The sequence below is a fragment of the Aeromonas sp. 602658 genome (assembly GCF_049173005.1).
Taxonomy (GTDB): domain Bacteria; phylum Pseudomonadota; class Gammaproteobacteria; order Enterobacterales; family Aeromonadaceae; genus Aeromonas; species Aeromonas veronii_A.
In genome coordinates this window covers 74,035-98,145 of sequence record NZ_JAAKRF010000006.1, presented here as the reverse complement: position 1 = coordinate 98,145, position 24,111 = coordinate 74,035, and the positions used below count along the sequence as shown (strand labels likewise).

The following is a 24,111-nucleotide window of genomic DNA, read 5'->3' as shown; positions in this document are numbered from 1 at the left end:
TTACGGTGTGATGAAATATCCATTTTTACGGTTTGGTGCGCCCCGACCCGTTGTGTCACAGCACGCAGCCGTACACAATACGCAGCCGCCCCAGAGCCTGGAATTTGTTGATTAATATGACGCTACGATTCAGGGATGACATCTTGACCCTGCTGCTGGCCCGGTGCCGGCAGCTTCCTTTGACTCGCGTCACCGGAGTGTTCTTTCTGGCGCTGCTGCTGATGCTGGCCCAGCAGAGCGCAGCCCTCACCTGGCGCTTGCTCACTCTGGCAAACCCGCAATCCAGCCAGCCGTGGCAACCCTCCACCGTGGCGGTCAGCGGCCAGAGCAGTCCGCGCCTTGAATTGGGCGAGGTGAGCCGACTGGCGCTGTTTGGCAAGGCGATCCCCAAGGCGCAGGCAAAAACCGCCGTGGCCGCCAATGCGCCGCGCACCCAGCTCAATGCCCAGCTCAACGGGGTGTTGGCCAGCTCGGATCCGGCCAAATCCATCGCCATCATCGCCATGTCCGGCATCCAGAACTCCTACGGGGTTGGCGACATGATTGACGGCACCCAGGCGCGGATCCGGCAGGTCTATCCGGATCGGGTCATCATAGAGCGGGATGGCCGCGACGAGACCCTGATGCTGGATGGCGAGGAGTATGGCAAGCCGCTACCGCAAACAACAAATACCACTCTCCTTGGCTCTCTGCGCAGCGAGCTGATGGCCGATCCGGGCAAGATCACTGATTACCTCAATATTTCACCGGTTCAGATGGATGGCCGCATGGCCGGTTATCGCCTTAACCCGGGCAACAATCCGGAATTTTTCAACCAAAGCGGGCTGCAGGCCAATGATCTGGCCATCAGCATCAACGGACTGGATCTGCGTGACAACATGCAAGCCATGCAGGCGATGCAGCAGCTGGCTGGCGCAACGGAAATGACAGTAACCGTCGAGCGGCAGGGCGAACAGTTCGACATCTATGTGCGCTTGTCAGAATAATGATTTGGAGTCGTACCAATAATGACCACTAAAGGGAAAGGCTGGCGTCTGGCCACTATCGCAGCGGCTCTGATGATGGCGGGCTCAGCCTGGGCCACCGAGTACTCTGCCAGCTTCAAGAACGCCGACATCGAAGAGTTCATCAATACGGTGGGCAAAAACCTCAACAAGACCATCATCATAGAGCCCTCGGTGCGCGGCAAGATCAACGTGCGCAGCTACGACCTGCTCAACGAGGAGCAGTACTACCAGTTCTTCCTGAGTGTGCTCGATGTCTACGGCTTTGCCGTGGTGCCGATGAATAACGGCGTGCTCAAGGTGCTCCGCTCGCGGGATGCCAAAACCTCCGCCATTCCGGTGGTGGATGGCAATAACCCGGGAGTGGGCGACGAGATGGTGACCAGAGTCGTGCCGGTACGCAACGTCTCGGTGCGTGAACTGGCTCCCCTGCTGCGCCAGCTCAACGACAACGCCGGTGGGGGCAACGTGGTGCACTACGAGCCATCAAACGTGCTGCTCATCACCGGCCGCGCCGCCGTGGTCAACCGTCTGGTGGAAGTGGTGAACCGGGTCGACCGCGCAGGCGATCAGGATGTGGACATCATCAAGCTGAGATATGCCTCGGCCGGCGAGATGGTGCGGCTGGTGACCAACCTCAACAAGGATGGCAATCCACAAGGGGGCACCGCCTCTCTGTTGCTGTCGCCCAAGGTGGTGGCCGACGAGCGTACCAACTCTGTGGTGGTGAGCGGTGAGCCGAAAGCGCGCGCCCGCATCATCCAGATGGTTCGCCAGCTCGACCGCGACCTGCAGAGTCAGGGCAACACCCGGGTCTTCTATCTCAAATATGGCAAGGCCAAGGATATGGTCGATGTGCTCAAGGGGGTCAGCTCCAGCATCGAGGCTGACAAGAAGGGGGGCGGAGCAACCACAGGGGGCGCCAGCATCGGCGGTGGCAAGCTGGCCATCTCTGCCGACGAGGCAACCAATGCCCTGGTCATCACCGCCCAGCCGGATGTGATGGCGGAACTGGAGCAGGTGGTGGCCAAGCTCGATATCCGTCGCGCCCAGGTGCTGGTAGAAGCGATCATCGTCGAAATTGCCGACAGTGACGGCCTCAATCTGGGCGTGCAGTGGGCTAACACCAACGCTGGCGGCACCCAATTTACCAACACAACACTGCCCATTGGCGGAGCCATCGCAGCCGGTAAGGATTACCAGGATGGCAATACCGAGACAGCTACCAACTTGCTTGGGAGCTTTAACGGGATGGCCGCCGGTTTCTATCACGGCGATTGGGCCATGTTGGCGACGGCTCTCGCCTCCAATACCAAGAGCGATATTCTCTCAACCCCGAGTATCGTCACCATGGACAACAAGGAGGCCTCCTTCAATGTCGGACAGGAGGTGCCGGTGCAGAGCGGTTCACAAAGCTCCACCACCAGCGATCAGGTGTTCAACACCATAGAGCGCAAGACGGTGGGCACCAAGCTGACGGTTACGCCGCAGATTAACGAAGGGGACTCGGTACTGCTCAACATCGAGCAGGAGGTCTCCAGCGTCGCCAAGGTCGTATCAGACAGTACCAAGGGACTAGGTCCCACCTTCGATACCCGCACGGTGAAAAACGCCGTACTGGTGAAGAGTGGCGAGACAGTGGTACTGGGTGGCCTGATGGATGAGCAGACCAAGGAGGAAGTTTCCAAGGTGCCGTTACTCGGCGATATCCCGGTACTGGGTTACCTGTTCCGCTCCACCAGCACCAACACCAACAAGCGCAACCTGATGGTCTTTATCCGGCCCACCATCTTGCGTGATGCGGAGGTTTATACCGGCGTCTCCAGTAACAAGTACAGCCTGTTCCGCGCCGAACAGCTCAATGCTGCCGCCCAGGAGGGGTATCTCACCTCGCCCGCCCGTCAGGTTTTGCCCGTCTATGGCCAGGATGTGATGATGTCACCCGAAATCCGGCAGGAAGTGGAAAATCAGATGGAGCAGATAAAACGCCGCCAGCAGAACACAGCTGACAGCACCACCCCCTTTGTGCAGAGCCGTCCCTGATGAGTGCCTACCATCTTGATGGCGGCGAGTTGCCGCCCCCGCTGCCGGAGCTGCCCTTCGCCTTTGCCCGCAACTTCGGGGTGATCCTGATTGAGCGGGACGGCGCTCCCGTGCTGCAGTGCCGCCCCGGCGTCACCCCGCAGGCCCTGCTGGAAGTTCGGCGGGTAGCGGGTTGCAGCTTCGCGGTGGAGCAGCTCGACAACGAGGCCTTCGAAGAGCTGCTGATGGCCCACTATCAGCGCGACTCCTCCGAAGCGCGCCAGCTGATGGAAGATCTCGGCAACGAGATGGACTTCTTCGCCCTGGCCGAAGAGCTGCCGCAAAGCGAAGATCTGCTGGATGCCGATGACGACGCCCCCATCATTCGCCTCATCAACGCCATGTTGAGCGAGGCGATCAAGGAGGAGGCCTCCGATATCCATATCGAGACCTTCGAGCGGGCACTAGTGATCCGTTTTCGTATCGATGGGGTACTGCGGGAGATCCTGCGCCCCCATCGCAAGCTGGCATCACTGCTGGTCTCGCGGATCAAGGTGATGTCGCGGATGGATATTGCCGAGAAGCGGGTACCGCAGGATGGCCGTATCTCGTTGCGTATCGGCGGCCGCGCCGTCGACGTGCGGGTCTCCACCATGCCGTCCAGCTACGGCGAGCGGGTGGTATTGCGTCTGCTCGACAAGAACAACGTGCGCCTCGAGCTCAAGCAGCTGGGGATGACCGCGGCCAACCGCAGCATCATCAGCGAGCTTATTCGCAAGCCCCACGGCATTATTCTGGTCACCGGCCCGACCGGTTCCGGTAAATCCACCACCCTCTATGCGGCGCTGTCAGAAATCAACTCGCGGGATCGCAACATCCTGACGGTGGAAGACCCCATCGAGTATGACCTCGAAGGGGTGGGCCAGACCCAGGTCAACACCAAGGTGGACATGACCTTCGCCCGCGGCCTGCGCGCCATTCTGCGCCAGGATCCGGACGTAGTGATGGTGGGGGAAATTCGTGACCTTGAAACCGCCCAGATTGCGGTGCAGGCGTCACTGACCGGTCACCTGGTGATGTCGACCCTGCACACCAACACCGCCATCGGCGCCATCACCCGGATGCGGGACATGGGGATCGAGCCCTTCCTGCTTTCCTCGTCGCTCTTGGCGGTGCTGGCCCAGCGGCTGGTGCGTACCCTCTGCCCCGATTGCCGCGCCTCGCGTCCGCCCACCGAGCAGGAGCGACTTGCAATGGGTATCACACTGGAACCTGATCAGCCTATCTGGCATCCGGTGGGCTGCGAACAGTGCAACCACACCGGCTATCGTGGCCGGACCGGCATCCACGAACTGGTGGTGGTTGACGAGGCGGTGCGTGAAGCCATTCACGGCGCCAGCGGCGAGATGGCCATCGAGCGGCTGATCCGCGGCCACACCCCCAGCATCCGCCGCGACGGTATCGACAAGGTGCTCAAGGGGCAGACCAGCCTCGAAGAGGTACTGCGCGTGACCCGGGAAGATTGAGATGGCGGCATTCGAATATAAGGCCCTCGACAACAAGGGGCGCAGCAAGAGCGGCGTGATGGAGGGTGACTCGGCCCGTCAGGTGCGCCAACTGCTGCGCGAGCAGGGGCTCACCCCCCTCGAGGTGAACGAGACCACCGAGAAGGCAAAACGGGAGGCGACCCGCTTCGCCCTGTTCCGTCGTGGCGCCAGCACAGCCGAGCTGGCCCTGATCACTCGCCAGCTGGCCACTCTGGTGGGGGCCGGCCTCACCATCGAAGAGGCGCTCAAGGCGGTGGCCGAGCAGTGCGAAAAAGCTCACTTGCGCTCTCTGGTGGCGACCGTGCGCAGCAAGGTGGTGGAAGGCTATTCGCTGGCCGACTCGCTGGGGGCCTTTCCCCATGTATTCGACCAGCTGTTTCGCTCCATGGTGGCGGCCGGTGAAAAATCGGGCCATCTGGAGAAGGTGCTCAACCGTCTCGCTGACTACACAGAGCAGCGCCAGCATATGCGCACCAAGCTGCTGCAGGCGATGATCTACCCCATCGTGCTCACCTGTGTCGCCATCGGGGTTATTTCGATCCTGCTCACCGCCGTGGTACCCAAGGTAGTGGCCCAGTTTGAACACATGGGCCAGCAGCTGCCGGGCACCACCCGTTTTCTCATCGGCACCAGCGAACTGATGCAGGCCTACGGCCTCTGGTTCCTGCTGCTGATCTTCCTTGGCAGCTTTGTCTGGCGCTGGTGGCTCACCGATGAAAAGCGTCGCCGACGCTGGCATCAGGTGCTGCTCGGCCTGCCGGTGATTGGCCGGGTCAGCCGCGGTCTCAACACCGCCCGCTTCGCCCGTACGTTAAGCATCCTCAACGCCAGTGCGGTACCGCTGCTGGAGGGGATGAAGATCTCCGGCGAAGTGCTCTCCAACGACTTTGCCAGAATGCGCATTCTCGAGGCCGCCGAACGGGTGCGCGAGGGGACCAGTCTGCGCAAGTCGCTGACCGAGACCAAGATTTTCCCGCCCATGATGCTGCACATGATCGCCTCCGGCGAGCAGAGCGGCGAGCTCGACAGCATGCTGGAGCGGGCTGCAGACAACCAGGATCGGGAGTTTGAATCCCAGGTCAATATCGCCCTCGGGGTGTTCGAACCCATGCTGGTGGTCTCCATGGCCGGGGTGGTGCTGTTTATCGTGATGTCGATCCTGCAGCCGATCCTCGAGCTCAACAATATGGTGAATATGTAAGTTTCCGGTGTTCGGTGGCGCCGCTGGCGGCCCGTCGAACCCACCCAGTGATCACTCTCTGATGGGCCATCCCATCTCATTCGTTACGGAGCAACTCATGAACAAACGTCGTCAATCCGGTTTTACCCTGCTGGAAGTCATGGTGGTCATCGTGATCCTCGGCATTCTGGCCAGTCTGGTGGTGCCCAACCTGATGGGCAACAAGGAGAAAGCTGACCAGCAGAAAGCGGTCTCCGATATCGTGGCGCTGGAAAACGCCCTCGACATGTACAAGCTGGACAACAACCGCTACCCGACAACAGAACAGGGCCTGGACGCGCTGGTGACCAAGCCTTCCATCGATCCGGCACCGCGCAGCTACCGCGATGGCGGCTACATCAAGCGCCTGCCGCAAGATCCCTGGGGCAACCCGTACCAACTGCTGAGCCCGGGCCAGTTCGGCAAGATCGACATCTTCTCCATGGGTCTGGATGGTGAAGCCGGTACCGATGATGACATCGGCAACTGGAACCTGAAGGATTTCCAATAAGTGATATGTCGCCAGCGCATTCACTCCGCCTTGCTGGAGCAGCCTGAATGAGGGTTGTTCCATCTGCCCGTCGCCAATCAGGCTTTACTCTGCTGGAAGTGTTGCTGGTCGCCATGCTGATGGGACTAGTGGCCACCGCCGTCACTCTCAGCATGGGAGGCGCCAGAGGAGATCGGGAGCTGGACAAGCAGGCGCGTCGCCTGATGGCGACGCTGCAGCTGGCGCAGGAGTATGCGGTGATGGATGGTCGGCTGGTAGGCATTCGCATCGAGGATAACGGCTGGCAGTTTATGCAGCGTCAGGCCAAGGATCGCAAGTGGCTGGCCCTGACTGGCGACAAGCAGCTGGGGCCGGTGCAACTGGCCGAGAACATGACGCTGGCGCTGGAGCTGGAAGGCTTTGGCTGGCAGCCGGACTCCGACGAGAAAACCGAACAGAAGCGCGACGAGAAGGAGCGCACGCCGCAGCTACTGATCTTCCCGGGCGGCGAGCTGAGCCCGTTCGTGCTCACCTTCACCCAGCAGGATGACGATGCCCGCTACACCCGCATCGTCAAGGGGGACGAGTTCGGCCGCCTCACCCTGCTCACCGGTGATGAAGATGAAGAGGTGAGCGAATGAACGCTCGCGGCATGACGTTGTTTGAGAAAGGAGTCATGGTGGCGCTACTGCTGTGCCAACCACACCCTCAACAGGTGGCACGATGAACGCCCGGGGCATGACCTTACTCGAAGTGATGGTAGCGCTGGCAGTCTTTGCCATCGCGGGTCTCGCGGTAATGAAAACCGCCAGCGAACACCTCTCGGCCCTCAACTATCTGGAGCAGAAGACACTCGCCACCTGGGTGGTAGAGAACCAGCTGGTGCAACAGAAGCTCGAGAACAAGTGGCCCGGCGACAGCTGGGTGGAAGGGGATGAGCAGATGGCGGGCAGCACCTGGTACTGGCGCTATCGCGGCGTCGCCACCGCCGACAACAACTTCCGGGCGCTCGATATGGAAGTGCGTACCGAGGCCAAGGCCGAGAACCCGGTCGCCATGATGCGGACCTATATCAGCCGATGACCCTGCTATCCGCCCGCACGCCTCGCTCCGTCCGTCACGCCGGTTTTACCCTGCTCGAAATGCTGGTGGCGATCGCCATCTTCGCCACTCTCAGCATGGGCGCCTATCAGGTGCTGCAGGGGGTGCTCACCAGCGACGAGGTGGCCAAGCGCAAGGAGACCCGCCTCAACGAACTGCAACTCGCCTTCACCCTGCTGGAGCGAGACATCACCCAGATGGTGCCGCGCAGCGGTCGCATCGAGGGGGAGAACAACAAGGTGCTGCTGGCGGCTTCCCGGTTCGGCCAGCAGAGCGATGACTGGGGCATGGCCTTTATGCGCAGCGGCTGGCTCAACCCGGACGGCATGCTGCCCCGCTCCCATCTGCAGCGGGTCGGCTGGCGCCTCAAGGATCAGAAACTGGAGCGCCTGAGCTACCTCTATCCGGATCCGGTGATCGGCACCGAGCCGCGCATCCAGCCAGTGCTGACAGGGGTCACGGCGTTTCGCCTCTACTTCTTCGACAAGGGCAACTGGAAAGAGGAGTGGAGCCAGCGCAGCGTGCTGCCCCACGGGCTGGCAGTGGAGCTGGATCTGGAAGATTACGGCACCATTCGCCGTCAGTTCCTGATTGGCGCCGGTGGCCAGCGCGCCGAAGAGAACAGCCAGAGCAGCAACCCCGACCAAGGTGGCAACAACAACAACAACAACGGGAACAACGGCAATACCAATGGCGGTAATGGTGACAGCCAGAACGGAGGGGGCGCCAATGCGGGCTAATCTCGCCGCTCCCGGTCGCCAGCGCGGCATGGCGCTGCTGGTGGTGCTGCTGATCCTCTCGGTGATGGTGATCATCGCCAGCAATATGAGCGGCCGCCTGCAGCTTGAGCTGCGCCGCACCGCCAACATCACCACAGGCAAACAGGCATGGTGGTATGCCCTCTCGGCGGAAGCGCTGGTAAGCAAGGTGCTGACGCAGGATTTCAAGGACAACCCCGAGGTGGTTAACCTCAGCCAGAACTGGGCCCGCAAGAACACTGTGTTTCCAGTGGATGATGGCCAGCTCAAGGGCGAGGTGACCGACCTGCAATCCTGCTTCAACCTCAACAGCCTGAGCGTGGCCTCCAAGGCGGGAAGCGGCGAGGAGCTGGCGCAGCAGCCCTATCCGGTGCAGGTGTTTCGCGAACTGCTCAAGGAGCTGGCAATGGATGATTACGAGGCGGCCCAGCTCACCGATGCCATTCGTGACTGGACCGACAAGGATACGGTGCTGGTCTCCAGCCTTGGCGCAGAGGACGCCTATTACGAGGGGCTCAAGCCACCCTACCTGACCGCCAACCAGTGGATGTTGGGCAAGGATGAGCTGCGGGCGGTGCGCGGGGTGACGGCCAGGGTCTATGCCAGACTGGCCCCCTACGTCTGCACCCTGCCCAACGACAAGTTGAAGATCAATATCAATACCCTTGCCCCCCAGCGCCCCGAGCTGCTGGTTGCCCTCTATCTGGGCACTATCGGGCTGGATGATGCCAAGCGGGTACTGAATGAGCGGCCACAGAAGGGGTGGAAAGAGAGCAAGCTGATGACAGACATGCTCGCTCCGGTCGATTCGGTGAAAGGGCTGAAAGAGGCGCTGGTGGTCAAGAGCGACTTCTTCGAAGCCCGGGTCGTGGCCGAGGTCGGCGACAACCGGGCCTGGCTCGAAACCCTGTTCCAGCGGGGCAAGGACAATAAACTGGTGATACTGCGCCGCCTCAGTAGCGGCGCCGAATAAACAGCGCACCTGCAGGCCATCGCCTGCGGGTACGAGAGATGTTGGATGCAGCCTGCGGGCTGCGCACCGGTTGCCAGGGCGCACAACGCCCTTTGCAAACCGGTATCGCAGGAGAGAGATGCGTGAGCGAAAGTCTGGTCATCCGACTGGGGACCAATAAACAACAACCCGTGGCCTGGCTGGTCTGGTCCGGTCAGGAGCAGGAGATCATCGCCTCCGGCACCCTGCCCTCGGCCGATGCCCTGAGCGAGCTGCAGGATCGGGCCGGTGGCCGCCCAGTGGTCACGCTAGTGCCGGGCAGCGATCTGATCTTCCGGCGCGTCACCCTGCCGGGTCGCTACAACCGCCAGTCGGCAGCGGCCCTCCCCTACCTGCTGGAGGAGCAGATCGCCTCCGATGTGGACGAGCTCCATCTGGTGGTGCTGGCCCATGAGGGCCAGCAGGTGGATCTGATGGCGGTGGATCGGCAGAAGATGGCCCAGTGGCTCGGCTGGCTCGATGCCGCTGGCCTCAAGAGCCTGCAACTGCTGCCCGATGTGCTGGCGCTGCCACAGGCCGCTGATGGCTGGTCTGCGCTGCAACTCGGCAATGAGTGGCTGGTACGCCAGGGCCCCTGTCAGGGGATCGTCGCCGACGAACCGCTGCTGGCCATCTTGCTGGCAACCGAAGTCGAGCCGGTCACCATCCACAGCCACACCCCGGAGCCCGCCATTGCCGCCGCCAACTGGCAGGCGGCGGAGCCTGAACTCCCTATGCTGCTGCTGGCCAAGGGGGCCCTCACCTGCCGCGCCAACCTGCTGACCGGCCCCTATCGACCCCAGACCGAATATGCCCGCTACTGGTTGCAGTGGCGCAAGGTGGCCATCACCGCAGGCTTGTTGCTGCTGGTGGCCCTCGGCCAGCGCGGGGTACAGCTCTATCAGCTCACCGAGCAGGACAAGGCGCTGAAAGCGGAGATCCGTGCCGTCTATACCCGCATTTTCCCGGGGGAGAGCCGCATCGTGAACGTGCGCAGCCAGATGAACCAGCATCTGCAACAGATGGGACAGGCCCCGCAAAACGGTGTGCTGCTGATGCTCACCGAGCTGGCCCCCACCTTTGCCGAAGTCCCCGGCCTCAAGCCGCAGGTGATGCGCTTTGATGCCAGTCGCCGCGAGCTGCGGCTGCAGGTGACCGCCCCCGGCTTTGCCGAGATCGAGCGGTTCCGCGAGCTGGCGGGCAAGCAATTCGAAGTACAGCAAGGCGAGGTGCGCAGCACCGAGGGCAAGGTTGAAGGGGCGCTGGTGCTCAAGGGTAAATCATCATGATGGAAAAATTGCAGAGCTGGTGGCACGGCATCACAGCACGGGAACAGCGACTGGTGGTTGCTGGCAGCATACTGCTGCTGGTCGGCCTCTTCTACTGGAGTGTCTGGCATCCTCTCAACAACCGCATCGCCGAGCGCGAACGCCAAGTACAAAACCAGCAGCAGACCCTCGCCTGGCTCAAGGAGAAGGGTGAAGAGGTGCTGGCCATGCAGGGTGGAGCGGGTCGCCAGATCGATACCAGCGGCACCCTGGAAGGGGTGGTCAACCGCACCGCCTTCAACCACAAGATCAAGATTGCCCGGCTGCAACCCCAGGCGCAGGAGCTGCAAGTGTGGATCGACACGGTCCAGTTCGATGACTTGCTGCTCTGGCTCTCCACGCTGGTGGAGCAGCACGGCATTCAGGTTCAAATCATCGAGATCGCCCGCGAGGATCTGGCCCCGGGTCTGGTCAAGGTCAGACGTTTGCAGTTGAGTCGTCCACAATGAAAAAACGCATCCTGATTGCCAGCCTGTTTCTGACAGCCTATCTGCTCTTCCTGCTGGCCACCCTGCCCGCGGCGCTGGTGGCTCGCTATCTGCCGCTGCCTGCCAACGTTGCCAACCTGCTGAAACTGGAAGGGGTGAGCGGCACCCTCTGGAATGGCCAGATCGCCCGACTGCAATATGCCAGCGAATCGGTGAACCAGCTGCGCTGGGATCTCAACGGCTGGTCGCTGCTGCGCTTCGCACCCGAAGTGGCCATACGCTTTGGCGATCGCAACGGGCTGAACGGTCAGGGCATTGTCGGCTGGAATGGTGCCGCCTTCGGCCGGGATCTGACCCTCAACGCCCCCGCCCCCTGGTTGCTGAGCCGGGTGCCGATGCGCTTGCCGATCCCGATCACCGTCAGCGGCCAGCTGCAGCTCAAAGTGGAGCAATTTGTCCAGGGCAACCCCTGGTGTGACAACCTCTACGGCAACCTCGACTGGTACAATGCCAGCGCCGATACCCCGGCGGGCAAGCTGGATCTGGCCGACCCCGAGCTGAAACTCACCTGCCTCGACTCCAAACTGGTGGCCGAACTCAAGCAGGGCTCGGATGCGGTACAGACCATGGGTCGCCTCGAGCTGCAACCCAATGGCCAATACCTGTTCCAGGGCACCCTGAAGCCGGGCCCGGAACTGCCACCACAGATGCAGCAAGGGCTCCCCTTCCTCGGACAGCCCGACAGTCAGGGCCGCTTCCCCCTGCGCTATCAGGGGCGGGTCTAACCCCTATCCCGCCGACCCCGGAGCCACTCCGGGGTCAGCTTGTTTATCCCTTTGTGCCTTCTCCTCTCACTGCACTGACCCCCTCAGCTCTTACTCATTCAACTCTCACTTAGCGCAATAACCTCTGCAAGGTGCCTGTTCACCCTCTCCTTCAACCCGCTCAGTGTGGAAAAAGCCCGCCTCCCTCGCCAATCCACTTGCCGTCAATGGTCAATGAGCGAGCACCTTGTCGAAAAAGTGGCAGCTCATCCCCGCCCTTCTGAATGTCAATCAGGTTGCATTACTTGTGAAATGTGAGCTAGCACCCGTTATTGATCTTTTTCAGCCAACTTGCAGCAATCTTTAAGGCCACAAAAATAACCAACTGAAAAATAAAGATTAAACCAAGGAAAACATCCTCCTTGCGCCCCATCCCATCTCATTTCCGCTGCGCCTGCCCATCAAAAATGTGAGCGACGGCAAAAACCATGGTCAACCAAAGACTATTGATATAGGTATCGAAATACCAGATGAAACCCATGGGTAGATACAATGAGGTCAACTGGAGATGATTGATTTGTCTTGCTAGCACGACAGACACGCATCTCGACCGATCTGTTCATTTGGTTTTCAAGCGTTGAGGGAAGGGTTATGGAAAAGAAGCGTATCTACCTGTTTTGCTCTGCGGGCATGTCCACTTCACTGCTGGTTTCAAAGATGAAGGCGCAGGCGGAAAAATATGATGTGCCGGTGCTGATCGATGCCTATCCGGAGACCCTGGCAGGCGAGAAGGGACAGGATGCCGACCTGGTGCTGCTGGGCCCGCAAATCGCCTACATGCTGCCGGAGATCCAGCAGCAACTGCCGGGCAAGCCGGTCGAGGTGATCGACACCCTGCTCTACGGCAAGGTCGATGGCCTCGGCGTACTGAAGGCGGCAGTAGCCTCCATCAAGAAGAGCCTCGCATAGGTAAGGAGATCCCTGTGAGCAACATCATCGCATCGTTGGAGAAGGTCATACTGCCCATTGCCGTCAAGCTGGGCAAACAGCCTCATGTCAACGCCATCAAGAACGGCTTTATCAAGCTGATGCCCCTGACACTGGTCGGGGCCATGTTCGTACTGATCAACAACGTGTTCCTGAGCTTTGGCGAAGGCTCCTTCTTCTACTCCATCGGTGTGCGGCTCGATCCTGCCACCATCGCCACCCTAGACGGCCTCAAAAGCATCGGTGGCAACGTCTATAACGGCACTCTGGGGATCATGTCCCTGATGGCCCCCTTCTTTATCGGTCTGGCGCTGGCCGAAGAGCGCAAGAGCGATCCCCTGGCATCGGGCCTGCTCTCGGTAGCGGCCTTTATGACCGTCACGCCGTTCAGCGTGGGCGACGCCTATGCGGTGGGCGCCAACTGGCTGGGCGGAGCCAACATCATCTCCGGCATGCTGATCGGTATCGTCGTGGCCGAGATGTTCGCCTTTATCGTCCGTCGCAACTGGGTGCTCACCCTGCCTGACAGCGTGCCGGCCTCGGTCTCCCGCTCGTTCTCCGCGCTCATTCCGGGCTTTATCATCCTCTCCATCATGGGGGTCATCTCCTATCTGCTGAGCGATGCGGGCACCAACTTCCACCAGCTGATCATGGACAGCATCGCCAAGCCGCTGTCCAATATGAGCGGTCTGGTCGGCTGGGTCTATGTGGTGTTCTCCTCCTTCCTCTGGTTCTTCGGGGTACACGGCATGCTGGCGCTCACCGCGCTGGAATCCGGCATTCTGTTCCCCTTCGCCCTGGAAAACGTCGCCCTCTACAACCAGTACGGCTCGGTTGAAGCGGCCATCGCGGCAGGCAAACAGTTCCACTTCTGGGCCAAGCCGATCACCGACTCCTTCGTCTTCCTCGGCGGTACCGGTGCCACACTGGGCCTCATCCTGGCCATCTTTATGGTCTCCCGCCGCGATGACTACCGTCAGGTGGCCAAGCTGGGTCTGCCCTCCGGTCTGTTCCAGATCAACGAACCCATCCTGTTCGGCTTGCCGGTCATCATGAACCCCATCCTGCTGGTGCCCTTCATCCTGGTGCACCCGGTACTGATGGGGATCACCATGGCGGCCTACTACGCCGGGCTCATCCCGCCCATCACCAACATAGCGCCATGGACCATGCCGACCGGCCTGGGTGCCTTCTTCAACACCAACGGCAGCGTGGCCGCCTTCTGTCTGGCGATATTCAACCTGGGTGTCGCGACCATGATGTATATCCCCTTCGTGCTGATTGCCAACAAAGCGCAGAACGTCATCGATGAAGAAGAGGAGAGCGAAGAGGATATCGCTCTGGCTCTGAAGTTCTGATAACAGCCATTCCAATGACAGCAAGGGAGGAGCAAAACTCCTCCCCTAACAGCCTGGAGAAGTAACCCATGCAGTATCGTTTTCCGGATAACTTCTGGTGGGGCAGCGCCAGCTCGGCCCCGCAGATGGAAGGCGCCGCCAACCGCGGCGGCAAATCCACCAATATCTTTGACTACTGGTTCTCCATCGAACCGCAGCGTTTCCACAACGGGGTCGGCCCGACCGACACTTCCACCTTCTATGACAACTTCGAGAGCGACATCAAGCTGCTCAAGCAGCTGGGGCACAACAGTTTTCGCACCTCCATCTCCTGGTCACGGCTGATCCCGGACGGGGTGGGCGAAATCAACCAGGAGGCGGTCAGCTTCTACAACGCCGTCTTTGACCGGCTGCTGGCCGAGGGGATCACCCCGCTTATCAACCTCTACCACTTCGACATGCCGATGTGCATGCAGGAGCGTGGCGGCTGGGAGAGCCGGGAAGTGGTGGCCGCCTATGTGCGCTACGCCACCCGCTGCTTCGACCTGTTTGGCGGTCGCATCAAGCACTGGTTCACCTTCAACGAGCCGATTGTGCCGGTCGAGTGCGGCTACCTTGGCCACTACCACTACCCCTGCGTGGTCGATTTTGGTCGGGCGGCCACCGTCGCCTACCACACCGCGCTGGCCCATGCCGGTGCCGTGCAGGCCTATCGCGCCTGCCAGCATGATGGCGAGATCGGCATCATCCTCAACCTGAGCCCAACCTATCCCCGCTCGCAGGATCCGGCAGATCTCGCCGCCTCCCGCATCGCGGATCTGCTGCTCAACAAAAGCTTCCTCGATCCTGCCCTGAAGGGGAGCTACGACCCCGAGCTGATCGCGCTGCTAGAGCAGTACGACTTGCTGCCGCAGATCGAAGAGGGTGACAAGGCGCTGCTCGCCGCCGGCAAGGTGGATATCCTCGGCATCAACTACTACCAGCCGCGCCGGGTCAAGGCCAAAGAGGTGGCTTTGCCGGGTGTACCGCGTACGCCGGAAGATCTGTTCGACTACTACGAGATGCCGGGCCGCAAGATGAACCCCCACCGCGGCTGGGAGATTTACGAAAAAGGGATCTACGACATCCTCACTGACCTGCGAGTCAACTACGGCAACCTGCCCTGCTACATCTCGGAAAACGGCATGGGGGTCGAAGGGGAAGAGCGCTTTATCGGTCCCGAGGGACGGGTGGAGGATGACTACCGCATCCAGTTCATTCGCGAGCACCTCCAGTGGCTGCATCGCGCACTGGAAGAGGGCAGCGCCTGTCGCGGCTATCACCTGTGGACCTTTATCGACAACTGGTCGTGGCTCAACGCCTACAAGAACCGTTACGGCTTCGTCCGCCTCGATCTCAAGAGCCAGCAGCGCACCATCAAGAAAAGCGGCTACTGGTTTGCCGAGGTAGCGCGCAACCATGGTTTTAATTAACGGTTTCAATTAACGCATTTACGTAAGGAACGACACATGTTCGATCTGGACAACATCACTGAAGAGGCCACCACCAGCAACGATCTGGAAGAGGTGGTAATGGGGCTTATCATCAACTCCGGGCAGGCCCGCAGTCTCGCCTACACCGCGCTGAAAAAGGCCAAGGAGGGGGACCTGGCCGCCGCTCACCAGCTGATGGCCCAATCCCGCGAGGCGCTCAATGCCGCCCATCTGGTGCAGACCCAGCTGATCGAGGACGATCAGGGGGAAGGCAAGATCCCGGTCACCCTGGTGCTGGTCCATGCCCAGGATCACCTGATGACCTCCATGCTGGCCCGTGAGCTGATCAGCGAGCTGATCGAGCTGCACGAAAAGCTGCATAACCAATAACCTCCGGACGGGGCGAGAGGCCCCGTCATCGGCCCGCAGATCAGGAAGCGACTCATGAGCGTTAAAACAATCCGGGAAACCGAACTGTTTAACAACAAACCGTTCCACATGTTCATCTACAACAAACAGGTGAGCGGAACCGGTTTGCACCAGCATGACTACTACGAGTTCACCCTGGTACTGACCGGTCGTTACTATCAGGAGGTCAACGGCAAGCGGGTGCTGCTGGAGCGGGGGGACGTGGTGTTTATCCCGCTCGGCTCCCGCCATCAGAGCTTCTACGAGTTCGGCACCACCCGCATCTTTAACGTCGGGATCACCCGTACCTATTTTGACGAGCACTTCAAATACCTGTTGCCGGAACACTTCGTCGCCTCACAGGCCTATCCGCTCAAGAGCGAGTTCCTCAGCTACATCGAGTCGGTGCTGGTCTCGCCGGGGTTTAGGGAAGAGGCGCTGACCGAATTTCTCGAAGTGGTGACCTACGCGGTGATGAACCGGCTGCGTCACTACAAGGACACCTCCGCCAGCGATGATCTTCCGCTCTGGCTCCACGAAACCGTGGAGCGGATGCACGATCGCCCCCTCTTTGCCGAGGATGCGCTGGCCAACATGGTCTCCCTCTGTGGCAAGAGCCAGGAGTATCTGACCAGGGCCACCCGGCGTTACTACAACAAGACGCCGATGCAGATCATCAATGAGATCCGGATCAACTACGCCAAGATGCAGTTGGAGGTGACCAACAACTCGGTGGCCGATATCGCCTTCGAGACCGGCTACAACGACGTCAGCCTCTTTATCAAAAACTTCAAGAAGCTCACCTCGTTTACCCCGGGCAGTTACCGCAAATATCTCTATCCGAAATTCGAAAGTTCAGCCTGAGACCAGCGACTTGCTGACCTAAACAACCCGGTTCAAGAGAACCAATCCATTGTGACCAGCCCCTGCCACAGGCGGCTGCGGCCCCTCTCACCATGAAGACAGAGCGGCCACCATCAAACCTAGAAAGATCGATGAAGAGGGATTTATGAGCGAGAAGATCAAGGTAGTCACCATTGGCGGCGGCAGCAGCTACACCCCCGAGCTGGTCGATGGTTTCATCAAGCGCTATGCCGAGCTGCCCATCAGCGAGCTGTGGCTGGTGGATATTCCCGCTGGCGAAGAGAAACTGAACATCATCTTCGACCTGTGCCAACGGATGATCCGCCAGGCAGGCATCCCCATGACCCTGCACAAAACCCTGGATCGCCGCGAGGCACTGGTGGGTGCCAACTTCGTCACCACCCAGCTTCGCGTCGGCCAGCTGCAGGCGCGGGAGAAGGATGAGCGCATCCCGCTCAGTCACGGCATGCTGGGGCAGGAGACCAACGGCGCAGGCGGCCTGTTCAAGGGGCTGCGAACCATACCGGTCATCTTCGACATCATCCGCGACGTCGAAGAGCTTTGCCCGGATGCCTGGCTGATTAACTTCACCAATCCGGCCGGCATGGTGACCGAAGCGGTGCGCCGTCATACCAACTTCCGCCGCTTTATCGGGGTGTGCAACATTCCGGTCGGTATGCAGATGTTCGTGCGCGATGCCCTCAAACTGACCGAGCAGGATCACCTCTCCATGGATCTGTTCGGCCTCAATCATCTGGTTTTTATCGGCGATGTGCTGGTCAACGGTGAATCCCGCTTTGACGAGCTGCTGGAAGGGGTCGCCGATGGCAGCCTGACCCGCGCCAGCTCGGTCAAGAACATCTTCGATTTGCCGTTCGACCCCGGTTTTATCCGCGGCTTGCGCCTGCTCCCCTGCTCCTACCTGCGTTACTACTTCAAGGAGAAAGAGATGCTGGGGATCGAGATGGGCGAGTTCTACAAGGGCGGTGCCCGGGCTCAAGTGGTGCAGCAGGTCGAGAAGAAGCTGTTCGAGCTCTACCAGAACCCCGATCTGTGCGAAAAGCCCAAGGAGCTGGAGCTGCGTGGCGGCGCCTACTACTCCGATGCAGCCTGCGAAGTGATCAGCGCCATCTACAACGACAAGCAGAGCGAGCACTACGTCATCGTGCCCCATCAGGGCCATGTCACCAATATCCCGGCCGACTGGACGGTGGAGATGAGCTGCCTTATCGGGCGTGACGGTGCCATCCCCCACCCGCGCCTCACCCGCTTTGACGACAAAGTGAACGGGCTGGTGCACCTCATCAAGAGCTTCGAGATAGCCGCCGCCAAGGCTGCCATCAGTGGCGACTTCGATGACCTGCTGCTGGCGATGAACCTCAACCCGCTGATCCACTCCGACAACGATGCCCGCATCGTCGCCCGCGAGCTGTTGCTGGCCCACCGCGAACACCTGCCAAACTTCGCCGCCGCCATCGACGCCCTCGCCTGAGGCCAGCACGCCCCGCCCGAACCGGCGGGGCGCTTAACCGCAAGAGGACTGCCATGAGCAAGAGATTGATCATCAACGCCGACGATTTCGGCCTCTGCCGCGCCCAGAACTACGGCATCGTAGAGGCGTTCGAGCACGGGGTCGTCAGCTCCACCAGCGCCATCGTCACCTCCCCCGCTATCGCACACGCCGCCTGGCTGGCCGAACGCTTCCCCGAATTGCCAGTCGGGCTGCACTTTATGCTCAGCTGGGGGAAGCCGCTCACGCCGCTCACCTCGCTGGTGAACGAGCAGGGCGAGCTCAACAAGGGGATCTGGCACAAGAGCGAGGCGGGAGAGCTGGATCTGGCCGAGATATCCGGTGAGCTGGCGAGTCAGTATCAGCGCTTTGTCGCGATTTTCGGCAAGCAGCCGACCCATATCGACAGCCACCACCATGTTCATATGTTGCCGACACTCTACCCGCTGGTGGAGGCTTTCGCCAAGGCGCATGGCCTGCCCCTTCGCATCGACCGGGGCGAAATAGCCCGCCACGGCCTGACCGTCACCCACCCGCAGAGCTGCGATCGGTTCGACGACCGCTTCTACGGCGCGCAGCTGACCCAAGCCAGCCTGCTGCAACTGCTCGATGAGGCCAGTGAACTGGGGGCCCATTCGCTCGAGATCATGTGCCACCCTTCCTTTGTCGATCTTGAAATGCAGGGCAGCTCCTACTGCCAGCCCCGCCTCAACGAACTGGCGATCCTGACCGACCCGTCCCTGCCCGCCCTTATCGCCGAGCGCGGTTACCGCCTCGCCAGCTATCGGGAGTGACAATAGCCGCAGGCCATCAGGTGGACCGGTAAAAACCGCAGATGCAAAAAGCCCAAGCGGGTGACCGCTTGGGCTTTCTCTTTGAATATGGCGGAGGAGGTGGGATTTGAACCCACGGATGGTCGCCCATCGCCGGTTTTCAAGACCGGTGCATTCAGCCGCTCTGCCACCCCTCCGAACGGCGTGCATACTACGCTAAGCCCTTGTTCATATGCAATACATATTTCCTGTGGGATAGTGTGCGGGAGCAAAATGGCAGGTGGCTTGAAATTGTTCCTCGTCATCCCTATTTGTTCTACATACAATGCGTAAACATGCAGTAACAAACAGCGATCACGAGGCGGCTGCTCGCCGTCTCACCCGGACATCAAGAGGACACCCAAGATGGATACCCGTTCTATCTACACCGGCACCCAAAGTGCCGTACGCGATACCAACAAGGTGCTGCGTAACACCTATATGCTGCTCTCCCTCACTCTGGGCTTCTCTGCCGTGGTGGCGGGGGTCGCTACCGTGATGAACATGCCGCCGCTGCACTGGGCCGTGTTCCTGATCGGTGTCTACGGTCTGATGTTCCTGACCGAGAAGAATCGCAACAACGGCATGGGGCTGGTCTTCACCTTCGCCCTGACCGGTCTGCTGGGCTATAGCCTGGGCCCCATCATCAACATGTACATGAACAATGGTGGTGGCGAGATCGTGATGACCGCCCTTGGCGGCACAGCGCTCACCTTCTTCGGTCTGTCGGCCTATGCCCTGACTACCAAGCGTGACCTCTCTTTCATCGGCGGCATGCTGTTCGTCGGTTTCTGGGTACTGCTGGTGGCCATGATTGCCAACATCTTCCTGCAGATGAGCGCCCTGAGCCTGGCACTGTCCGCCATGTTCATGCTCTTCTCCTCCGGCGCCATCCTGCTGACTACCCAGCAGATCGTGCGCGGCGGCGAGACCAACTACATCTCCGCCACCGTCACTCTGTATGTCTCCATCTACAACATTTTCCTGAGCCTGCTGAGCCTGCTTGGCGGCAACCGCAACTAATCAAAAACCCCGCTTCGGCGGGGTTTTTATTGGCTCCTGTTTCTGTCAGGATAAGTTGCAAATCAAGGATATGATGCGAAGCGGCCCTGATCCAAATCAGGGCCGTTTCTCCTTTGGCGGGGTAACATCCTGCCCTCGTTTCGTTCAAGGGTTGTTCCTGTTTCATGCCGATGGATCTCTCTGGCCTGCTGCGCCGACTGCTGACCGATAGTCACATCTACTTCGCCCTCAAGGTGCTGCTGGCCATTCTCGGTCTGCTCGCCTTCACCCTGGCCACCGGCAATATCCAGCTCACCGTGCTGCTCTCCCTCGGGGTAGTGGCCGGCGCCATCGCCGAAACCGACGACAGCCTGTGGGGACGGCTCAAAAACCTCGCCATGACGCTGATTTGTTTCATGTTTGCGTCCCTGTGCGTGCAGTATCTCTACCCCACCCCCTGGCTGTTTGCCATTGGGCTGGCCAGCTCCACCTTTATCTTCGTGATGGTAGGGGCGCTCGGTGCCCGCTACGCCACCATCAGCTTCGGCTCACTGCTGATCGCCATCTACACCATGCTGGGGGCCGCCAAGGCGCCGGATCTCTTCTACCAGCCGCTGGCCCTCGGCGCTGGCGCCCTCTGGTACGGGCTGGTCTCGTTTATCTGGCTCTGGCTGCTGCCCTACAAGACCCTGCACGAGCAGCTGGCCCAGAGCTACTTCGCCCTTGGCCGCTACCTGCTGGAAAAGTCCCGCTTCTTCCCGGCGGACGAGCACGGCGCCCAGGCCATTCGCCACAATCTGGCCCAGCTCAACATCAATCTGGTGAGCGCGCTGACCCTCACCAAATCGGCCCTCAATGCCCGCCTGAGCCGCCGCCATCCGGCGAGCCCCGAGCTGGCCAGCCTGCTGCGCCTCTATCTGCTGGCGCTGGAAATTCACGAGCGTGCAACCTCCAGCCACTACCCCTACAGCCGACTGGAAGCGGAGCTCAAGCAGGGCATAGTACTGGAAGGATTTCAGGAGGTGTTTCTGCAACTCTCCGAGGCGTGCCAGCGGCTCGGTTACGCCATTCTGGTGCACAAGCCCTACGCCCATAACAAGCGCATTCACTGGACGCTGGAGGCCCTCGGCGATCAGCTGGAGTTCACCAATCTCAAGCAGCACTACCCGAAAACCCTGCTGACGCCGATGAAGTTCCTGCGCCGCAATCTGGCCAGCATCAACCAGCTGCTCGGCAGCGCCGAAGTGCTGCAAAACCCCGAGCAACCGGAGCAAGAGCTGCCCGCGCTGGCGCGGCCGCCCCGCCTGCCGCTGCTGACCCAGCTCAAGCAGCACCTCACCTTGCACTCCATGGTGTTTCGCCACGCGCTGCGCCTCTCCTTGGGGCTGGTGATCGGCTACGGCATACTGCAAGCCTTTGACCTGGAAAAGGGCTACTGGATTTTGCTGACCGTGCTGTTTGTCTGCCAGCCCAGCTACAGCGCCACCCGCCGCCGACTGGTGCAGCGGATGCTCGGCACCTTCGCCGGCATACTGGTGGGCATTCCGGTGCTCTGGCTCTTCCCCGAGCTGCACGTTCAGCTGGTGGTGATGGGGCTGGCCGCCTTCCTCTTCTTTACCCAGGTGCGCAACAACTACAGCGCCGCGGTCTGCTTTATCACCCTCTACGTGCTGATGGCGTTCAACCTGCTCGATGGCATCGGCTTTGCGATCCTCGGGCCGCGGCTGCTCGATACCCTGCTCGGCTGCCTGATCTCCTACGGGCTGGTGGCCTGGCTCTGGCCGGACTGGCAGTACAAGCGGCTGCCGACGCTTATCGCCAACTCGCTCTCGGCCAATGCCCGCTATCTCTCGGCGGTGCTGGCGAGCCTCAAGCAGCAGCGGGACGAGTCCATCGACTATCGGGTGGCGCGCAAGAGCGCTCATCTGGCGGACAGCGAACTGGCCACCGCCTGGCAGAGCATGCTGGTGGAGCCGCAAAAGCGCCGCCGCTTCCTCGATCTCTGCTTTACCCTCACCTGGCGCAACCACGCCCTGCTCTCCTACATCTCGGCGCTGGGGGCCCATCGCGACAAGCTGGAGGCCATCAGCGGGCTGGATGAGGTGCGCCACCATATCTGCCACACCCTGGAGCAGGCCGCCGGCCATCTGGCGGGCAATCCCTCCAGCTCCATCGGAGGTCAGTGCCCGGTGATAAGTCCGGACAGCAGCGAGGAGCAGCTGATGCTGACCCAGCAGCTCAACCTGATCAGCGAGCTGGCGGATCAGCTGCTGCATCTGGCCAACGAGAGCCGGTTGCTCACCGGGGATCAAGGCGCTACCATGCCCGCCCAATCCTGATAGCCCCATTAGCGAGGAGCCCCCATGTCTGCGTCCGAAAAACATCAGCTGGAATTCAACGGCCAACTCATCGAGACCGATGCCAAGGGCTACCTGCTCAACAGCAACGACTGGAGCGAGGAGCTGGCGCTGGTGCTGGCCGCGCAGGAGGGGATCACGCTGGAGGAGCCGCACTGGGAAGTGGTGCGCTTTGTGCGCGCCTTCTATCTGGAGTTCAACACCTCCCCCGCCATCCGCGCGCTGGTCAAGGCGATGGAGAAGCAGTACGGCCCCGAGAAGGGCAACAGTCGCTATCTCTACAAGCTGTTCCCGGAAGGGCCAGCCAAGCAGGCGACCAAGATTGGCGGCCTGCCCAAACCGGTGAAGTGCATCTGATCCCATGCATCTCATCCCATAACAACAGGGGCCGCAACTGCGGCCCCCGTTGTGTTTGGTGCGCTATCTTCGCGCACCTCCCATTCATATATCTCAGACTTCCAGCCAGCCTTATCCCCGCTGGTCAGCCAGCGCCACCAGCTGCTCCGCCAGCCGATGACCGTGCAGGTAGGAGGCGATCAGCTCGCTATCTGCCTTGCCGAACTCAATCTGCTGATACCAGTGCTCCAGCATGGCGGCAAAGCCACGCTGGGCCAGCACCGGCTGCCAGTCGCTGGGGCTAAGCATCTGCGCCTGCTTGTCGCGGGCGATGCTGCCGCGGGTGCAGTTCTCAAGGTGCAGGGAGAGGTTGTCGCCGTAGGCATCGATGCGCTCCTCGGTGCTCCCGGCGCTGCGGTTCATGCTGCCGCTGATGGCGCGATCGCCGCTCTGCCAGCTGACGCTTACCCCGGCCAACAGGCTGTGATCCTTCGTATCCGGTCGCAATACCGCATGAAAGTCGCCGCCCGGCACGTCGCCATAGAAACAGAGGCTGTCGAGCACATGGATAAAGTCATCGAACATAAAATCCCGCGCCTTGCCCGGCAGGGCAAAGCGGTGCTTTTGCCAGTTGAGCTCGGTGAGCGGCTGGGCCCGCGCCTCGGCCATGGCGGGCAGATAGCGGCGGTTAAAGCCGGTAAAGAGGGCGCAATCTTGCGTGATAGCAAGGTTGGCCAGCGCTTCTGCCTCGGCCAGATTGTCGCACAGGGGCTTGTCGACAAAGGTGGGGATCCCTGCCCGCAGGCACTGCTCGGCCAGCTCGCGGTGAACGGCGGTAGCGGCGTGGATCATCACGGCATCGGGGCGGCTGGCCAGCATGGCCGCTACGTCGGTAAAGCACTCGGCGACCCGATACTGGCGGGCCAGCTTTTCCAGCACCGCCGGATTGCGGGTGCAGAGCAGCGGGGTGACCCGCTCATCGCTGGCAAGCAGCGGCAGATAGGCTTTTTGGGCGATATCCCCCAGACCAATCATGGCAATGCGCATCTCAACTCCTTTTCACTCGATAACGGGACAAGCGGATAACTGCCCGCACCATCGCAGGATTTGTCCCGCAGATCCAGCCTGCCGTTAGCGCGCTGGCTGGCGTGCGCAGCTCTGTGCAAACGGCGACGTTATTTAGGCATGGCAAGATCGCAGACCAACTTGATCACCTCGGCCAGCCACTCGATGGCGAGATTGCCCTGGCTTTTGCGATGTCTGCCAACCACCACCTCGAACGGCTGCGGCGTTCCGGTCAGTTCCACGTTGCGAAAATCGCCGAGGGCGGCGATGGCCGACGGAAGGAATCAAATTGGGACACCCACCTTTTGG

Annotated in this window: 23 protein-coding genes, 1 tRNA gene and 1 pseudogene; 22 read left to right on the top strand and 3 right to left on the bottom strand. The window is 60.8% G+C overall.

The features are described 5' to 3' along the window. The first annotated feature begins 143 nt into the window (after positions 1 to 143). From exeC to chbG, 19 genes and pseudogenes are all read left to right on the top strand, one after another. The gene (gene exeC / locus G5253_RS07625; protein ID WP_421203080.1) at positions 144 to 986 is read left to right on the top strand and encodes a GspC family type II secretion system variant ExeC; all 843 of its coding nucleotides are present in this window, start codon (positions 144 to 146) and stop codon (positions 984 to 986) included. Positions 987 to 1,007: 21 nt separating this feature from the next. Further along, positions 1,008 to 3,047, top strand: coding sequence for a GspD family T2SS secretin variant ExeD (exeD, locus tag G5253_RS07620; protein WP_227342243.1), 2,040 nt, complete (start codon positions 1,008 to 1,010; stop codon positions 3,045 to 3,047). Next, positions 3,047 to 4,552, top strand: a complete 1,506-nt coding sequence (gene gspE / locus G5253_RS07615; RefSeq protein WP_421203079.1) for a type II secretion system ATPase GspE — start codon at positions 3,047 to 3,049, stop codon at positions 4,550 to 4,552. Before exeD ends, gspE begins: the two co-directional genes overlap by 1 nt. Before the next feature lies 1 nt (position 4,553). Next, complete coding sequence (gene exeF, locus G5253_RS07610; protein WP_005338296.1) at positions 4,554 to 5,774, top strand: GspF family T2SS innner membrane protein variant ExeF; 1,221 nt, start codon at positions 4,554 to 4,556, stop codon at positions 5,772 to 5,774. 97 nt (positions 5,775 to 5,871) lie between these two features. Further along, positions 5,872 to 6,303, top strand: a complete 432-nt coding sequence (gene exeG, locus G5253_RS07605; RefSeq protein WP_005338297.1) for a GspG family T2SS major pseudopilin variant ExeG — start codon at positions 5,872 to 5,874, stop codon at positions 6,301 to 6,303. A 47-nt stretch (positions 6,304 to 6,350) separates the two neighbouring features. Beyond that, positions 6,351 to 6,923 carry a GspH family T2SS minor pseudopilin variant ExeH gene (gene exeH / locus G5253_RS07600; protein ID WP_421203077.1) on the top strand — a complete coding sequence of 191 codons (573 nt, stop codon included), beginning with the start codon at positions 6,351 to 6,353 and terminating at the stop codon, positions 6,921 to 6,923. An 82-nt stretch (positions 6,924 to 7,005) separates the two neighbouring features. Continuing rightward, positions 7,006 to 7,365 carry a GspI family T2SS minor pseudopilin variant ExeI gene (gene exeI, locus G5253_RS07595; RefSeq protein ID WP_005338301.1) on the top strand — a complete coding sequence of 120 codons (360 nt, stop codon included), beginning with the start codon at positions 7,006 to 7,008 and terminating at the stop codon, positions 7,363 to 7,365. Continuing rightward, a pseudogene (gspJ, locus tag G5253_RS07590) lies at positions 7,362 to 8,009 on the top strand (type II secretion system minor pseudopilin GspJ); the annotation flags it as partial. The gene exeI and the pseudogene gspJ, both read left to right, overlap by 4 nt. A 103-nt stretch (positions 8,010 to 8,112) precedes the next feature. Beyond that, on the top strand, positions 8,113 to 9,114 hold the full coding sequence (gene exeK / locus G5253_RS07585; RefSeq protein WP_266134240.1) for a GspK family T2SS minor pseudopilin variant ExeK: 1,002 nt from the start codon (positions 8,113 to 8,115) through the stop codon (positions 9,112 to 9,114). Between the two features lie 122 nt (positions 9,115 to 9,236). Then, complete coding sequence (gene exeL, locus G5253_RS07580; RefSeq protein WP_319919441.1) at positions 9,237 to 10,421, top strand: GspL family type II secretion system protein ExeL; 1,185 nt, start codon at positions 9,237 to 9,239, stop codon at positions 10,419 to 10,421. Beyond that, a complete protein-coding gene (gene exeM / locus G5253_RS07575) occupies positions 10,418 to 10,909 on the top strand; it encodes a GspM family type II secretion system protein ExeM (protein WP_319919440.1) in 492 nt (163 codons plus the stop codon). Before exeL ends, exeM begins: the two co-directional genes overlap by 4 nt. Beyond that, positions 10,906 to 11,673 carry a GspN family type II secretion system protein ExeN gene (gene exeN, locus G5253_RS07570; protein ID WP_421203074.1) on the top strand — a complete coding sequence of 256 codons (768 nt, stop codon included), beginning with the start codon at positions 10,906 to 10,908 and terminating at the stop codon, positions 11,671 to 11,673. Before exeM ends, exeN begins: the two co-directional genes overlap by 4 nt. A 630-nt stretch (positions 11,674 to 12,303) precedes the next feature. After that, a complete protein-coding gene (locus G5253_RS07565; protein ID WP_033135185.1) occupies positions 12,304 to 12,621 on the top strand; it encodes a PTS sugar transporter subunit IIB in 318 nt (105 codons plus the stop codon). A gap of 14 nt (positions 12,622 to 12,635) precedes the next feature. Beyond that, positions 12,636 to 13,997 carry a PTS N,N'-diacetylchitobiose transporter subunit IIC gene (chbC, locus tag G5253_RS07560; RefSeq protein ID WP_421203072.1) on the top strand — a complete coding sequence of 454 codons (1,362 nt, stop codon included), beginning with the start codon at positions 12,636 to 12,638 and terminating at the stop codon, positions 13,995 to 13,997. A gap of 68 nt (positions 13,998 to 14,065) precedes the next feature. Further along, positions 14,066 to 15,448 (top strand): glycoside hydrolase family 1 protein, encoded by a 1,383-nt coding sequence (locus G5253_RS07555; RefSeq protein ID WP_421171703.1) that lies wholly within the window; start codon positions 14,066 to 14,068, stop codon positions 15,446 to 15,448. A 36-nt stretch (positions 15,449 to 15,484) separates the two neighbouring features. Then, the gene (gene chbA, locus G5253_RS07550; RefSeq protein ID WP_421171701.1) at positions 15,485 to 15,838 is read left to right on the top strand and encodes a PTS N,N'-diacetylchitobiose transporter subunit IIA; all 354 of its coding nucleotides are present in this window, start codon (positions 15,485 to 15,487) and stop codon (positions 15,836 to 15,838) included. A 54-nt stretch (positions 15,839 to 15,892) separates the two neighbouring features. Next, positions 15,893 to 16,720 carry a transcriptional regulator ChbR gene (gene chbR / locus G5253_RS07545; RefSeq protein WP_069554568.1) on the top strand — a complete coding sequence of 276 codons (828 nt, stop codon included), beginning with the start codon at positions 15,893 to 15,895 and terminating at the stop codon, positions 16,718 to 16,720. A gap of 145 nt (positions 16,721 to 16,865) precedes the next feature. Next, the gene (locus G5253_RS07540; RefSeq protein ID WP_421203070.1) at positions 16,866 to 18,212 is read left to right on the top strand and encodes a 6-phospho-beta-glucosidase; all 1,347 of its coding nucleotides are present in this window, start codon (positions 16,866 to 16,868) and stop codon (positions 18,210 to 18,212) included. Between the two features lie 53 nt (positions 18,213 to 18,265). Continuing rightward, positions 18,266 to 19,024, top strand: coding sequence for a chitin disaccharide deacetylase (chbG, locus tag G5253_RS07535; protein WP_421203068.1), 759 nt, complete (start codon positions 18,266 to 18,268; stop codon positions 19,022 to 19,024). 88 nt (positions 19,025 to 19,112) lie between these two features. Here the strand turns inward: chbG and G5253_RS07530 are convergent. Continuing rightward, positions 19,113 to 19,200 (bottom strand) — tRNA-Ser (locus G5253_RS07530). Between the two features lie 208 nt (positions 19,201 to 19,408). Between G5253_RS07530 and G5253_RS07525 the strand changes: the two genes are divergently transcribed. From G5253_RS07525 to G5253_RS07515, 3 genes are all read left to right on the top strand, one after another. Then, positions 19,409 to 20,065 (top strand): Bax inhibitor-1/YccA family protein, encoded by a 657-nt coding sequence (locus tag G5253_RS07525; RefSeq protein ID WP_005338308.1) that lies wholly within the window; start codon positions 19,409 to 19,411, stop codon positions 20,063 to 20,065. Positions 20,066 to 20,229: 164 nt separating this feature from the next. Next, positions 20,230 to 22,383, top strand: a complete 2,154-nt coding sequence (gene yccS, locus G5253_RS07520; protein WP_108571638.1) for a YccS family putative transporter — start codon at positions 20,230 to 20,232, stop codon at positions 22,381 to 22,383. 24 nt (positions 22,384 to 22,407) lie between these two features. Further along, entirely contained in the window at positions 22,408 to 22,758 is a 351-nt protein-coding gene (locus G5253_RS07515) for a TusE/DsrC/DsvC family sulfur relay protein (protein WP_019446869.1), read from the top strand. Positions 22,759 to 22,869: 111 nt separating this feature from the next. Here G5253_RS07515 and G5253_RS07510 read toward each other — a convergent pair whose 3' ends face one another. Both G5253_RS07510 and G5253_RS07505 read right to left on the bottom strand, forming a co-directional pair. Next, on the bottom strand, positions 22,870 to 23,784 hold the full coding sequence (locus G5253_RS07510) for a Gfo/Idh/MocA family protein (protein ID WP_421203065.1): 915 nt from the start codon (positions 23,782 to 23,784) through the stop codon (positions 22,870 to 22,872). A 128-nt stretch (positions 23,785 to 23,912) separates the two neighbouring features. Beyond that, positions 23,913 to 24,044 carry a hypothetical protein gene (locus G5253_RS07505; RefSeq protein WP_421203063.1) on the bottom strand — a complete coding sequence of 44 codons (132 nt, stop codon included), beginning with the start codon at positions 24,042 to 24,044 and terminating at the stop codon, positions 23,913 to 23,915. Between the last annotated feature and the right edge of the window lie 67 nt (positions 24,045 to 24,111).